Source organism: Mongoliibacter sp. (assembly GCF_007692705.1).
Taxonomy (GTDB): Bacteria; Bacteroidota; Bacteroidia; order Cytophagales; family Cyclobacteriaceae; genus Mongoliibacter.
The window spans coordinates 1-15,042 of sequence record NZ_REBN01000225.1 but is presented as its reverse complement, the minus strand read 5'-3'; the positions used below and the strand labels follow the sequence as shown (position 1 = coordinate 15,042).

General features: G+C 38.9%; 13 protein-coding genes. 6 read left to right on the top strand and 7 right to left on the bottom strand.

Going from position 1 to position 15,042, the window contains the following annotated elements:
• Position 1 precedes the first annotated feature (1 nt).
• The 5 genes from EA341_RS15975 to EA341_RS15955 all read right to left on the bottom strand — a co-directional run bounded on the left by EA341_RS15975 (position 2) and on the right by EA341_RS15955 (position 5,499).
• Positions 2-442 (bottom strand): GNAT family N-acetyltransferase, encoded by a 441-nt coding sequence (locus EA341_RS15975; RefSeq protein WP_293016169.1) that lies wholly within the window; start codon positions 440-442, stop codon positions 2-4.
• Entirely contained in the window at positions 435-1,877 is a 1,443-nt protein-coding gene (locus tag EA341_RS15970; protein WP_293016168.1) for a sodium:solute symporter, read from the bottom strand. The genes EA341_RS15975 and EA341_RS15970 overlap by 8 nt, the downstream gene beginning before the upstream one ends.
• Before the next feature lie 188 nt (positions 1,878-2,065).
• A complete protein-coding gene (locus EA341_RS15965) occupies positions 2,066-2,815 on the bottom strand; it encodes a succinate dehydrogenase/fumarate reductase iron-sulfur subunit (RefSeq protein ID WP_293016167.1) in 750 nt (249 codons plus the stop codon).
• Between the two features lie 27 nt (positions 2,816-2,842).
• Positions 2,843-4,777, bottom strand: a complete 1,935-nt coding sequence (locus EA341_RS15960; RefSeq protein WP_293016166.1) for a fumarate reductase/succinate dehydrogenase flavoprotein subunit — start codon at positions 4,775-4,777, stop codon at positions 2,843-2,845.
• A 38-nt stretch (positions 4,778-4,815) separates the two neighbouring features.
• The gene (locus tag EA341_RS15955; RefSeq protein WP_293016165.1) at positions 4,816-5,499 is read right to left on the bottom strand and encodes a succinate dehydrogenase cytochrome b subunit; all 684 of its coding nucleotides are present in this window, start codon (positions 5,497-5,499) and stop codon (positions 4,816-4,818) included.
• 261 nt (positions 5,500-5,760) lie between these two features.
• On the opposite strand from EA341_RS15955, the gene EA341_RS15950 reads away from it, so the two are divergent.
• The 4 genes from EA341_RS15950 (at position 5,761) to fabD (ending at position 10,596) form a co-directional block, all read left to right on the top strand.
• Positions 5,761-8,550 carry a gliding motility-associated C-terminal domain-containing protein gene (locus EA341_RS15950; protein ID WP_293016164.1) on the top strand — a complete coding sequence of 930 codons (2,790 nt, stop codon included), beginning with the start codon at positions 5,761-5,763 and terminating at the stop codon, positions 8,548-8,550.
• Positions 8,547-8,963, top strand: coding sequence for a thiol-disulfide oxidoreductase DCC family protein (locus EA341_RS15945; protein ID WP_293016163.1), 417 nt, complete (start codon positions 8,547-8,549; stop codon positions 8,961-8,963). The genes EA341_RS15950 and EA341_RS15945 overlap by 4 nt, the downstream gene beginning before the upstream one ends.
• Before the next feature lie 38 nt (positions 8,964-9,001).
• Entirely contained in the window at positions 9,002-9,631 is a 630-nt protein-coding gene (locus EA341_RS15940) for a carbonic anhydrase (RefSeq protein WP_293016162.1), read from the top strand.
• Positions 9,632-9,717: 86 nt separating this feature from the next.
• The gene (fabD, locus tag EA341_RS15935) at positions 9,718-10,596 is read left to right on the top strand and encodes an ACP S-malonyltransferase (RefSeq protein ID WP_293016161.1); all 879 of its coding nucleotides are present in this window, start codon (positions 9,718-9,720) and stop codon (positions 10,594-10,596) included.
• 17 nt (positions 10,597-10,613) lie between these two features.
• Here fabD and folK read toward each other — a convergent pair whose 3' ends face one another.
• Complete coding sequence (gene folK / locus EA341_RS15930; protein WP_293016160.1) at positions 10,614-11,108, bottom strand: 2-amino-4-hydroxy-6-hydroxymethyldihydropteridine diphosphokinase; 495 nt, start codon at positions 11,106-11,108, stop codon at positions 10,614-10,616.
• Between the two features lie 71 nt (positions 11,109-11,179).
• On the opposite strand from folK, the gene sppA reads away from it, so the two are divergent.
• A complete protein-coding gene (sppA, locus tag EA341_RS15925) occupies positions 11,180-12,940 on the top strand; it encodes a signal peptide peptidase SppA (RefSeq protein ID WP_293016159.1) in 1,761 nt (586 codons plus the stop codon).
• Positions 12,941-12,957: 17 nt separating this feature from the next.
• Here the strand turns inward: sppA and EA341_RS15920 are convergent, their stop codons facing one another.
• Entirely contained in the window at positions 12,958-13,851 is an 894-nt protein-coding gene (locus tag EA341_RS15920; RefSeq protein WP_293016158.1) for a flavin reductase family protein, read from the bottom strand.
• Positions 13,852-13,930: 79 nt separating this feature from the next.
• On the opposite strand from EA341_RS15920, the gene EA341_RS15915 reads away from it, so the two are divergent.
• Positions 13,931-14,797, top strand: a complete 867-nt coding sequence (locus EA341_RS15915; RefSeq protein WP_293016157.1) for an endonuclease/exonuclease/phosphatase family protein — start codon at positions 13,931-13,933, stop codon at positions 14,795-14,797.
• Positions 14,798-15,042: the final 245 nt, after the last annotated feature.

Sequence of the window (15,042 nt, the reverse complement as noted above, 5' to 3'; positions counted from 1 at the left end):
CTTATTTTTTTAGTCTCATTTCAAGATATTTATTCGTAAAGCCTAATTTTTCATAAAGCTTTCTTGCAGGATTATCAGGCTCGACATGAAGCGCAATATCGCCATTTGCAAGCTCAATCGCAGTCGTCATGATTTTTTTGCCGACTCCTTTTCCTCTTTGGGATGCTGCCACAGCGATGTATACCAAAATATTTTCAGGAATATAACCTGACATACCGGTTTTATTCATCACTACTGCTCCTACTATTTTTTCATTCTCTCTGGCGATTACAGAAAAGCCACCTTTATCTACAGCCTGATCCAATGCATAGTCCAGACATTTCATAATATCTTCATGGGCATCTCCGTACTGATCTAAATGTTCAAACAGAAAATCTGCAATTTCTTTTTTCTGTAAATATGTCGCTTGGTCTACTGCTGAAAGTGTCTCTATTTTAAGCATAAACTTTATTTTTATTTTGTTCTTTTTTATTATACATGTAATATACAAGCAAATACATTGCTAGGGAGGCGAAAACCCCAAAAAAATTCGGATCCAGACCAAATGGCAGACTCAAGCCTGATACACTTAATCCTGCTGTGACTGATCCACCGGAAATCATGGCCGTCACTGCGGCTGCCGGACTCCTTTTCTCAGTGAATAGTCCAAAGAGTATAGGAACAAAAAGGCCAGAGACCATAAAGGCATAACTGTATAACATCAGCTCCAGGACATTGGTCATCTGCATCGCTACAAATAGCGCCACAGCACCTAAGATCAAGGTGAAAAGCTGACTGTATCGGATCTGAAGTTTTTCAGACTTTTTATTCAGCCATCCCCCACAAAGATCTGTGGAAAGATTTCCTGAAGCAGCCATCAGACAGGAATCTGCGGTAGACAATACGGCTGAGAAATATGCTGCCATCATCAAACCCAAAATTCCGGGAGGTAAAATTGTCCTTAATAGAATTGGAAGCCCCATTTCAGGATCAAGACTGTCCAAGTCAATAATCAATAAACCCTGTTCAAAAGCAATCTTGGAAAGCAAGCCCAATCCAACACCCATAAATGCCATAATAGGCCATTCAAACACTCCCGCTATGAACCAGGCTTTTTTAGCAGATTTCTCATCCCTGCTCGCGAAAATTCTTTGGTAAAGTGTCATACCTATAAACCATATGGGAAGAATCGTGATGCCCCAATTGGCAAAGTCCTGCCAGCTGAGATTGGTTAAGGAGAAATATTCCACTGGGAGTGTCTGCTTAATACTTTCCCATCCTCCTACATGAAAATAAGCCACAGGCAGTCCTATCAAAATAAAGCCCAGCATGAGAATGATCCACTGAACGGTATCAGTATATATAACCGCTTTGAGCCCTCCAAGCACAGTGTATACTACCGCAATTACCCCCATAATCACCAGTGCCTCAGTTAGACCTAATTCCAAAAAAGTGCCTGAAGCCAATTTGGCTCCTGCTAACAACTGGGAAGACGTAAAGCCCAGGTAGCCTACCAAGGATATGATTGCAGCAACTATTCCTACCTTTTTGTCAAACAGGTAATCAAATATCTGAGGAAAAGTATAAAAGTTGGCGAAAGCTTTATCCGACTTGACCCTAGGTATCAAAAATACAGCTGCTAGCCAAGCGCCCAACAAACCTGTAAATAACATCCAGCTTCCTGATAATCCCATCACGAAACCAAGTCCACCAAGACCTACCGAAAATCCGCCCCCAACATCCGTAGCAACTACAGAGAGCCCAATATGCCAACTCCCAATATTTCTTCCCCCTACGTAATAGTCATCCTGGTTTTTGTTTTGGTTCATAAAATAATAACCAACTCCCAGCATGGCTATCATGTAAGCCACGAAAATTCCCAGATCTATAAGATGCATTCCTTAGTAAATATCTAATCAAATAAAATTTCTAAATTATAGTAATTTTCAAAGATACAAATATTTAAATTGGTCTAAAAACGAGAAAGCATCTAATTTATTTTATATAAGAAAAGTATAAAACAGCATTAATATAAAAACAAAAAAAGCCGGACTTGCCGGCTTTTTAAAATCTGTAATATATCTAATCAAACATTATCTGAACTTACTACTGCAGAGAAGTATTCTCTATTCATTCTGGCAATGTTTGTCAAACTGATTCCTTTTGGACATTCTGCTGAACAGGCGCCTGTATTGGTACATGCTCCAAACCCTTCTGAATCCATTTGAGCAATCATCCTCTCTGCTCTTTCCTTTCTTTCTACCTGCCCCTGTGGCAACATGGCCAATTGGGAAATTTTAGCAGAAGTGAAAAGCATAGCAGAAGCATTTTTACAAGCTGCCACACAGGCTCCACAGCCAATACAGGTAGCTGCATCAAATGCTTCATCCGCAATTCTTTTCGGGATAGGGATTTCATTCGCGTCAGGTACACCTCCAGTGTTTACCGATACATAACCACCAGCTTGGATAATTCTGTCAAATGAAGATCTGTCCACCACCAAGTCTTTTACAACAGGAAATGCTGTCGCTCTCCATGGCTCGATGGTAATGGTTTCTCCATCACTGAAAGACCTCATGTGTAACTGACAGGTAGTAGTTTGTTTGGGACCATGAGGTTTTCCGTTAATATGCAAAGAGCACATCCCACAGATACCTTCCCTACAGTCATGATCAAAGTGAACAGGGTCTTCTCCTGAATCTGACAATTGTTCATTTAATACATCCAACATTTCCAAAAAGGACATGTCTTTGGATATATCGCTTACTTTATATTCTTTAAAACCACCTTTATCGGAATGGTTTTTCTGTCTCCAGATTTTCAAAGTTAAATTCATGGCTCTTCCGAGTTTTAATGCTTAAGATTACTTATAACTTCTTTGGGTCAACTTCACATTCTCGAATACCAAAGGCTCTTTGACAAGCTCTTCTTCCTGTCCTTCTCCCTGGTATTTCCATGCTGCTACATAAGCGAAGTTTTCATCATCCCTTAGGGCTTCACCTTCCGGCGTCTGATATTCTTCTCTGAAGTGACCTCCGCAAGACTCTTCTCTATGCAATGCATCATCGACCATCAGCTCTCCAAGCTCTATGAAATCTGCAACCCTGTGCGCCTTTTCCAAAGACTGATTGAGCTCTTCGTTATCTCCCAATACCTTGACGTTTGACCAGAATTCTTTTTTAAGCTCCTTGATCATGCCTTTTGCCTTGGTCAAACCTTCCGCAGACCTCGCCATACCGCAGTAGTCCCACATGATTTTACCCAAACGTTTATGGAAATGGTCAACTGTTTTCTCGCCTTTGATGCTCAGTAATTTTTGAACCCTGTCTTTGACTTCTTTTTCTGATTTTTTAAACTCTGGGTGATCTTCAGATATTTTATCATATCCAGACTGAGCCAGATAATCTCCAATAGTATAAGGAATTACAAAATAACCATCAGCCAAACCTTGCATTAGAGCAGAAGCTCCAAGTCTATTGGCACCGTGATCAGAGAAATTAGCTTCCCCTAGAGCATACAGTCCAGGTATATTGGTCATTAGGTTATAATCTACCCAGAGGCCACCCATTGTATAGTGCACTGCAGGATAAATCATCATAGGGCCTTGGTAAGGATTCTCTCCGGTGATCTGCTGGTACATATCAAAGAGGTTACCATATTTGGCTCTGATAAGATCTTCTCCATCTCTTTGAATAGCATCTCTAAAATCAAGAAATACTGCTTCTCCCGTTTCATTTACGCCACGTCCTTCATCACAAACATATTTTGCGTTTCTGGAAGCAACATCTCTAGGCACCAAGTTTCCGAAAGATGGATATTTTCTCTCTAAGTAATAATCTCTGTCTTCTTCTTTGATATCATTGGCTTTGATCTGGCCCTTTCTTAGTTTTTCTGCCATCTCTATAGTTGCAGGTACCCATACCCTTCCGTCATTTCTGAGGGATTCAGACATCAGTGTCAACTTAGACTGGTGATCTCCCGAAACAGGAATACAAGTTGGGTGAATCTGAGTATAACAAGGGTTTGCCATCAAAGCACCTTTTTTGTGTGCTCTCCAAGCAGCAGTCACATTGGACCCCATAGCATTGGTTGAAAGGAAAAATACGTTTCCATATCCTCCTGTACAAAGCAACACTGCGTGGGCTGAATGCGACTCTATTGCTCCTGTAATCAAGTTTCTGGTAATAATCCCCCTAGCCTTGCCATCAACTGTCACCACATCCATCAACTCGGTTCTTGGATAAAGCTTTACTTTGCCGTTTGCGACCTGTCTACTCAAAGCAGAATAGGCTCCCAACAAGAGTTGTTGTCCTGTTTGACCTCTTGCATAAAAAGTTCTGGAAACCTGCGCTCCACCAAATGAACGATTGGCTAAAAGCCCTCCGTATTCCCTGGCAAAAGGCACACCTTGTGCTACACACTGGTCAATGATATTTACAGAAACTTCTGCTAGTCTAAAGACATTGGCTTCTCTTGCACGATAATCACCTCCTTTGATGGTATCATAAAAAAGCCTGTAAACAGAATCACCGTCATTTTGGTAATTTTTTGCTGCATTGATGCCACCTTGGGCAGCAATACTGTGTGCTCTCCTTGGGCTGTCTTGGAAGCAGAATGCTTTCACATTATATCCCAACTCTGCCAAAGAAGCGGCGGCAGACGCTCCGGCAAGACCGGTACCCACCACAATCACTTCATATTTCCTCTTGTTGGCAGGATTGACCAACTTGATGTTGAATTTATGCTTGGTCCATTTTTCTGCCAAAGGACCATCAGGTAATTTAGAATCTAGTATCATCTAACTGAATTTTTATTTTGCACATTCATTTAAGAACCCTAAAGTGTTTTGATATACATCAAAACAGGTATAAGGGCAAACAGCGCTGGAATTATGATTGCAAAGCCGGCTCCGACTTTTTGAATTAATGGAGAATATTTCACGTGATTCAAGCCCAGCGTTTGAAAAGCACTGGCAAAACCATGTGAAAGGTGAAAGCCAAGGAATGCCATTGACAACACATACACAATGACGTAAGCAATATTGGAAAATGCTTCCGATACAATAGCAAATACATTTTTGTAAGTCACTCCGTCATATACAGCAGTAGGAAGCTCTCCAAATTTGAATTCATACCAAAACCCTCTCAGGTGAATGATTAGAAAAATAAGGATCACAGTTCCCAGGATTCCCATGTTTCTGGAAGCCCATTTACTGTTTGTAGATGCTTGGCTGACTGCATAATTTACCGGTCTTGCTTTTTTGTTGGACCTGGTAAGAACCACTGAATAAATCACGTGGATTAAAATAAAAGCAAAGTTCCCAATGGAAACCACCCTAATCAAAGGATTAGTAGCCATACTATGGGCGTAAATATTGAATGATTCTCCTTCATCAGGTAGTAAAAGCTGCAAGTTTCCCGCAAGGTGTACTACCAAAAATAAGATCAGAAACAATCCAGTGAGGGCCATCAGTAGTTTTTGACCCAAGGTACTTTTAAAGGTTTTAGTTACCCAACTCATATACTTTTTCTTAAGTGATCGTTGATTATTCGGTTATTTAAACTTAAGGGCCAAATTTACATTTGGAAAGCTTAGCAACAAAGCCGATACAAACGATTGAACTTATTTTAAAACGTTCTAAATAGATTTGATTTTTGTGTTTTTTCCTCAATTCTAGACGACGTGTTAACCTTATGTTCAATTTTATTGTTTGATTTAAAAAATAATTTCGTCCAGAATTAGTTAAATTCGTATAACTTGTATTTATAAAGTCAAGTGTTCATGAAAATCAAGTACCTACTTTTACTTTTCTTTTGCTTCTTCCTTTTAGCAGTTCAGAATTCCTACGCCACACACATCAGGGCAGGAGAAATTATAGCGGAAAGGGTAAGTACCACCGCATTGACCTACAAAATTACTGTTGTAGGTTACACAGATACTAGGTCTACTGTAGTTCTAGGGCCTGGAGATATCAATTTTGGAGATGGAAGAGAAACGAGACTAAATACGGAGTTTGAATTTCAGACTGTGGAACAGTTGGGAAACAATATTGAGAAAACAACTTTTGTTATTGAACATACCTATCAAGGGCCTGGTCAATATACCATCTGGTTTAGAGAATTCAATAGAAATGCCAATACCCTTAACATGGATAATTCTGTGGACACTCCATTTTATGTGGAGACCATGATTACCATAGATCCATTTATTGGCATTAACAATTCACCTGTATTGACAATCCCTCCTGTGGATAATGGTGGTGTCAATGTGAGGTATATTCACAATCCCGGGGCTTTTGACCCTGATGGTGACAGTTTAGCGTACTTTTTTGATGAAATTACTGTACGGCCTAGACAAGGTTTCCAGAGATTTGTAAACAACTATAGAAGCCCTGCTTCCGGAGAATTTTCATTCAACAGGGAAGATGGATCAGGTAACCCTTTTATAGAAATAGATCCTGTGACAGGTGACTTAATATGGGATGCTCCAGGTTTGGCAGGGCAGTACAATATTGCTTTCCAAGTTCAGGAGTGGCGGAGAATAGGAGGAGAATACCGCCTTATCGGTTATGTGATCAGGGATATGCAGATTATTATAGAAAATACCAATAACCAGAGACCCGAACTTATCTTGCCCCCAGATCTCTGTGTAGTAGCTGGGACTAAAATAGAAGAAATTATTCAGGGGTCTGATCCTGATGGAGACCCTATCCGAATTGAAATATTCGGAGAGCCGAAGGAAATCAATACATCGCCGGCAACTTACAATCCCGAGGCAGTTTTCCAGTCTAGTCCTGGAGTAGTGGATTTTGAATGGCAAACTGTATGTAGCCATGTAAGAGAAAGAGATTATGAAGTGAGGGTAAGGATCACAGATCAACCGAGATCTGGGCCTGCACTTGTGGATATTCGTACTTGGAGAATTAAAGTCGTAGGTCCACCGCCCGTAATTGATGACATAGAGCAACAACCTGGCAGGTCTGCCAAACTCAACTGGGATCCCTATACTTGTTCGAACAGCGCCGAAACTATGCAGGTCTGGCGAAGGCTCAACTCTGACCCTTATGAACCTGATTCTTGTGAAACAGGTATTAGAGCAGGTTATGAATTGGTAGGAACCACAGACATGAATACCTTCAATTTTATAGACGATAATAATGGTGAAGGACTTGCCCCTGGTAATACTTTTTGCTACCGACTGGTAGCGGCATTCCCAACCCCAAGGTTGGGTGAAAGTATTGTGTCCGAGGAAATATGTATAACAGTAGATGTAGATGTCCCTTTGATCACAAATGTAAGTGTAGAGGAAACTGACACCGAAAGTGGTGAAATACTAGTTCGATGGACACCACCTTACGATATAGATAGAGAACAGTTTCCCGGCCCATTCACCTATGAATTGCTAAGACATACTGGCTTTACTGGCAATCAAAATAGGGTTTCAGTAGTTTCAACATCAGATACTGTGTTTACTGATACTGGACTGAATACCGAAAACTTGGTGTATAATTATAAAGTGATCTTAAAGGAAAACAACACCACAATTGACAGCTCAAGCTCAGCTTCATCTGTTAGGCTTTCACCCACGATCATCAATGAAGCTATTGAACTCAATTGGAATTTTACAGTTCCTTGGAATAATTCGATTTCAGAATTTACGCATGAAGTATACCGAAATAGAAATGATCCTGATGCTCAGGATGAAGAAAATTTCGAACTTATTGCAGAAGTAGATGTCACCACACAAGGTTTCACCTATTTTGACGATGGAAGCCACAACGGGATCAGCCTTAAGCGGGATATCGAGTATTGTTATTTTGTAATTACAAAAGGAGCTTATAACATTGATCAACTCGAATATCCTCTTGAAAACAAATCTCAGTTAGTATGCGCAAGACCTGATGATGATAGACTCCCATGTCCGCCAATCTTGACTTTCGAAGGTCCTGACTGTACAGATTTTCTTTCAGACAAAATCTGTGGCTTTAATAATTTTGAACACCGCTTGAGTTGGGAGCCTGATTTTTCAGGATCTTGTGATGACGAACTGAATAATTTCAGACTTTACTTTACAGCCGACGGTGAAAATGGTCAGTTTGAACTAGTCGGGACCTACACTCCTTTTGAATTGCAGGCAACCATTACAAACTTACCTACTTTCAGAGGATGCTATTACATTACTGCAATAGACAGGTCTGGCAATGAAAGTGACCCAAGCAATGTGGTATGCGTAGATAACTGTCCTAACTATGAACTGCCAAATGCTTTCTCACCAAATGGAGATGGAGTGAATGAAACATTTATGGCATTTGACAATCCATTTTCAAAATGTCCGAGATTTGTTACCGGAGTAGAAATATTCATAGTCAACAGATGGGGCGTAGAGGTATTTAGCTACAACAGTCTGACTTCCAACGAAAACGACATATTTATCCGTTGGGATGGCCGGGATAAAAATGGAAATGAATTGCCAGCTGGGACTTATTTTTACAATGCCAATGTGATGTTTGATGTATTAGATCCCTCTCAACAACAACAAAAACTAAAAGGAACCATACAGGTAATACGATGAGGATACAAGACAAATTCGACATTGTAATGTTTGATGGAGTCTGTAACCTTTGCAATGATGCAGTGGACTTTATCATAGTCAGAGATAAAAATGATAAATTTAAATTTGGAGCACTGCAAGATGACAAATCAAAAGATATTCTCAAGGGGTATAAGGTAAAGGAAGACTATTTGGATTCCATTATTTTGATCAGGGGAGATCAAATATTTTATAAAAGCCGTGCTGCTTTAGAAATAGCAAAAAATCTGAGCGGTTTGTGGCCTGTCACTTATGCTTTTATAATAATTCCAGCTTTTGTAAGAGATCCTATATATGATTGGATTGCAAGGAATAGATATAAATGGTTTGGAAAAAGAGAAACCTGCAGGTTCCCTTCAGAAGAAGAAAGGGCAAAGTTCCTTGAGGGAAGATAAAAATTCATTAATTTGAATTTTATTAGAAAACCCAGTCCATGGATATAAAAACCGTTTTTGAAAATAACGAGACTTGGATTAACCAAAAACTCGATAAAGACCCTGATTATTTTAAAGAATTGGCAAAAGGCCAGAATCCTGATATTCTATATATAGGATGTTCAGACTCCAGGGTAACTGCAGAAGACCTCATGGGTGTACAACCTGGTGATGTTTTTGTCCATAGAAATATTGCCAATATGGTAATCAGCATTGACCTCAATGCCATGTCGGTTTTGAATTATGCAGTTGACAACCTGGAGGTAGATCATGTAGTGATTTGTGGACATTATTATTGCGGCGGTGTTAAAGCTGCCATGCAGGCAGCAGATTTAGGAATTCTGAACCCTTGGCTGAGAAATATCAGGGATGTCTTTCGTCTTCACAAAGAAGAACTTAATGCTATTCCTGATGAAAATGATCGATATAATAGATTGGTAGAGCTCAATGTTCAAGAGCAATGCGTCAACCTTTTGAAGACCGCAGTAGTACAAAAAGCAGTAAGAAAAAGGAATATGAAAGTTCACGGCTGGGTTTTTGACGTTGCAACAGGCCGATTGATTGATCTAAAAATCGATTTTAAAGCGATATTAAAGGAGATTACAGAGATTTACGACCTGGGTGTTTAAGGTAAAACTTCCCCAAACAAAACAATGGTCTCCCTCGAGACTGCTCTTTTTTGGTATATTTGTGCACAAACTCAAAATATTAAGAAATGACAAAAGCTTATATCTTCCCAGGACAAGGGGCCCAATTTTCCGGAATGGGTAAGGATTTGTATGAAACTAATGAAGACGCTAAAATTCTCTTTGAAAGAGCCAATGATGTCTTGGGATTTAGGATTTCAGACATCATGTTCTCAGGATCAGATGAAGAATTGAAGCAGACAAAAGTGACCCAGCCTGCTATATTTTTACATTCTGTAATTTTGGCCAAAACCACACAGGACTTTAAGCCAGACATGGTGTCAGGTCATTCTTTGGGCGAATTTTCAGCATTGGTTGCCAATGGAACTTTGGCTTTTGAAGACGGTTTGAAACTGGTATATCAAAGGGCTTTGGCAATGCAAGAGGCTTGCGAAATCAACCCTTCAGGAATGGCTGCTATATTGGGCTTAGAAGATGAAAAAGTTGAGGAAATCTGCGCTTCGATCAAAGAAGAAATTGTTGTACCCGCAAACTACAATTGCCCAGGGCAGCTAGTGATTTCGGGAAGCAATATAGGAATTGAAATTGCATGTGAGAAAATGAAGGAAGCAGGTGCTAAAAGAGCTCTTCCTCTTCCTGTAGGCGGAGCATTCCATTCTCCTTTAATGGAACCTGCGAGGGAAAAATTAGAAAAGGCAATCAAAGAGACTTCTTTCAACACCCCCATTTGCCCTGTATACCAAAATGTGAGTACTACAGCAGTGCTGGATGTTGAAGAAATAAAAAAGAACCTGATTGCACAACTTACAGCTCCGGTTAAATGGACACAATCTGTGCAAAACATGATCAAAGATGGTGCAGATATCTTTATTGAATGTGGCCCAGGAAAAGTTTTGCAAGGATTGGTTAAAAAAATCCACAAAGAAGCAGAGACAGCAAGTATATGACAATAGAAGCCCGGCACTTAATCCGGGCTTTTTTGATATTTTTCAACTTTGGATTTGTCTGTGCAAGACTGGAGCATCTGTGCTTGGGTTTTCCCAAAAACAGGATGTATAAATTCAGAAAGAATCTCCACCAGTGGAATCAACACAAATTTTCTCTCAGCAATATGGGGATGAGGAATCTTAAGGTCTTTTTCATCAATGACCCTTTTTCCTAAATAGAGAATATCTATATCCATTGTTCTATTTCCCCATTTCTCAACTCTTTCCCTCCCACATTCATTTTCGATTTCCCAAATTATCTTCAGTATTTCATTTGGCATGTGATCAGTTTGAAAAACCAAAACCTGATTGAGGTAACTTCCCGATGATTGTCCCCCCCAAGCTTCTGTTTCGAAAATAGAGGAAGATCCAAACAAGGGTCCAAATTTTTCACAGAGTTTCACCGTGGCTTTTTGTATCAGCGCAAACCTGTCCCCTAAGTTCCCTCCTATAATCAGAATTAGTTTTTCCATATCCTTTGACTACAATTATTAAACTTAATTAAAAAAGCGGTATTTTTAGTGCAAATTTAATTTGATCGATTATGAGATTTCTAGGGAATGTATTAGCCGTTATAGTGGGCTTATTGGTTTTTTCAGTAATGAGTTTTTTTATTTTTGCAGGATTGATTGCAATCATTTCAACCTCAGAGGATGATGTCACTGTAAAAAGCAATACAGTTTTGGTCATGGATCTTGAAGGTAGGGTATTGGTAGAGAGAACGAATGAAGATGATCCTTCATTTTCCAGTCTAAGTTTGTTCGGGGGAGTACCTACAGTAGGACTTACCAATCTAAAAAGAGCAATAGAAAATGCAAAGGAAAATGAAGACGTCAGGGGTATATACCTAAAGGCAGGTACTTTCTCTGCTGGTCAAGCCAATATGAAAGAATTGAGAGATAAACTCCTTGAGTTTAAAGAATCGGGAAAGTTTATTCTTAGTTATGGAGAGTTTTACTCCGAAAACGGCTATTATCTGAGTAGCGTTGCTGATGAGGTTTATCTCAATCCTGCCGGTCTTATGGAATACAATGGTTTTTCTTCCGAATTGATTTTCTTCACAGGACTTTTCAAGAAACTTGAGATAAAACCAGAGGTTTTCAGGGTAGGTGACTTCAAAAGTGCTGTTGAACCATTTTTGCTTGAAGAAATGAGTGATGAGAACAGGCTACAGACCGAATCATTTTTAAATGATCTTAATCAATTGGCCGTGAAGGAAGTTGCAGAAAGTAGGGGTTTGGATTTTGAAAGGGTCAATGAGATCAATTCAAAAATGCTTATCAGAAGGGTAAGTGACGCAGTTGATCTCAATATGATCGATGGCTTACATTACGAAGACCAGGTTTTGGATATTATCAGACAAAAGCTTGAATTGGAGGAAGATGATAAAATCCCTACCATCAATATTACAAGGATGAACAAGGCTACCAAGTCAAAAGGTAAATCATCCAAAAACAGGATTGCGGTCATTGTAGCAGAGGGTGAAATAATCAGTGGTGAATCTGAAGGCAGTATTGGTTCTGATGAGTTCACAAAAGAGATCAACAAAGCAAGAAAGAATAAAGATATCAAGGCTATTGTTCTAAGAATCAATTCTCCTGGAGGTTCTGCACTTGCTTCAGAGGTAATGTGGAGAGAGATCGAAAGAGCTAGAAAAGAAAAACCAGTAATTGCTTCTATGGGTGATGTAGCTGCATCAGGAGGTTACTATTTGGCAGCGGCAGCTGACACTATAGTTGCCCAACCCAATACCATTACTGGATCCATAGGGATATTTGCATTATGGTTTAATGCAGAAGGTCTTTTGAAAAATAAACTTGGTATTACGACAGATGTAGCAAAAACAGGTGAGTATTCTGACTTTCTCAGTCCTACAAGACAGCTTTCAGATACCGAAAGAAGTATATTTCAAGGATATGTTGAAGATGGTTATGATTTGTTTTTAGATAGAGTAGCAAGCGGAAGAGACAAATCCAAGGAAGAAATCAAAACTGTGGCATCAGGAAGAGTCTGGACGGGGAATCAGGCCTTGGAAAATGGGCTGGTAGACGTTTTGGGAAATTTGGAAAAAGCCATTGAAATAGCCGCAGAAAAAGCAGCTATTGCTGATGATTATAGGACAGTATATTATCCCCAGAAGAAGCCTTGGTTTGAGAGGTTTATGAATCAGTTTTCAAATGAAGTACAGGCCAGAATCGGTTATCAACAATTTGGTCCACTTTCTCCTTATATGAATGAATTGGAAAAATTGAAAAGAATGGAAGGGCTAATGCTTAGGATGCCATATGATATCAAGATAAAGTAAGGGGGTATTCCCTTACTTTATTTTTCTTGAAGTAAAATCTTCCAGGCCTCTTCTACAAATCCGTCTTCGAGTTTTTCTTTCGCTAATTGATGAAGGTGAAAAACATAACTTTCCTCGTCATTTTGAAACCGGACCTTAAACTCCTGTATTGTTGGATGCTGAGAATATTCTTTCAATTCATCAGATGTAGGTAATTGTTCTATGTTGCCTAGCCTACCAAGGTTGTTACCTGTAAGCACAGTGCTATTTCTAATTCCAAGAGGTATTTCATCTACTCCTACACCTTTATTTCGAAGAGGTTTCGGGATTTCAAAAAGTGCATTGCCATTTGCCCGACAGTACCAATCACCACCCATTCTTGATACAGAATCCAGTTTAAATGGATTGATTTTTCCATTTTGATCAAGAATTTCTTCTTGAATATGCACCATCAAAACTTCACAAATCACGAGATTCCCTGCTCCTCCCTCTTTCCCTGTAGGTAATACTTGTAAAACTTTACACTCAAATGAAACTGGAGATTCCTTTACCCTGGGAGGTTTGATGAGTAGTGATTTTTCCTCGGTAAGCCCCGACTTTACAAATTCGTTTACCCCTTTATCATATTCAGTACTTGCCAGAGACATTTGTTCCACCATAGTGAAATTAACCATGTTGATGACAACTTCCGGGACTTCTAATACATTATCAAGACTATGTTTGGTAGTGTTATCTCTTACTCTTCTTGAAGGTGAAAATACCAGAACCGGAGGATTGGATCCAAATACATTAAAAAAACTAAACGGACTAAGATTAACCTTTCCCTCTTTATCGATTGTACTGGCAAAAGCAATAGGTCTAGGAGCAATTGCCCCAAGCAGGTAACCATGTAATTCACCTGTACTGATATCCTTTGGGTTAATTGATTTCATATTCTATGGTTTACTTTATATAGATGGCTACAAAACTATTTTTTAAATCTCTAAATTAATGACTTCAATAAGATAAACCATGGCAATGCATCAGATTTCAAAATTCATTTCTAAAAGCATAATAATAGGATTCCTTCTTTTTGTATCCACTCAAACTCTAAATGGTCAAACAATCAATGTAGCCACTTATAATATCCGTTTTGATAATCCCGCCGATGAAGGAAATCTTTGGGCTGATAGATCGATACATTTAATCAATCAAATAATATTTCACAAAATGGATATTATTGGTACTCAAGAAGGCTTACATCATCAACTTGAAGAAATGAAAACAGCTCTAAATTTCCCCTACATTGGAGTTGGCAGAGACACAGGAGGCAAAGAGGGAGAATTCAGTGCCATATTTTATAACCCTGATAAGTTAGAATTGTTAGAGGAGGAAACTTTTTGGCTGTCAGATACTCCTACTGTACCATCCAAAGGTTGGGATGCTGCATTAAACAGAATTTGTACTTGGGGTAAATTCAAGACAGTATCGGGTACATCATTCTATGTGTTCAACATTCATTATGATCATATAGGTCAAAAAGCAAGAGAAGAAAGCAGTAAACTTGTTTTAAAAAAGATAGAAGAAATAAATACATCAAGGTTACCGGTAATCTTCATGGGAGATTTCAATGTGAATCCTGAAAACAAAGCGTATATGGAAATTGAAAAATACGATGACTTTTACGATTCAAGATTGGTATCGCAAACACCTTCAATTGGAAATCAAGGTACATTTAATGCTTTCGACTGGAATAGGTTACCTGAAGATATTATTGATCATATTTTTATCAGCCCTGGAATAAAAGTCCGTAGACATGGCATTTTGACAGACAATTATGGGAAAAAATACCCATCTGATCATTTCCCCGTGATGGCAGAAGTTGAATTTAATAGGTAAACCTAATTTTTAATAAAAAGCTCATCCCCTGATCATGATAAAAGAATATATCGATGATTTTAATTTAGCTCTGATTTTCATATAAACCTCTAGGCTCATAGAAGTTTATATGTAGTCAGTCTAATTTTAGTAGGCAAGAAATAAACTATATTGTTAGAAACCGTTAAAAACTTCACTAATACATTTGGTAAAAAAAACCCTTTAGATTTCTCCAAAGTGCATGAATAAATGAGGCTGTAATCCCG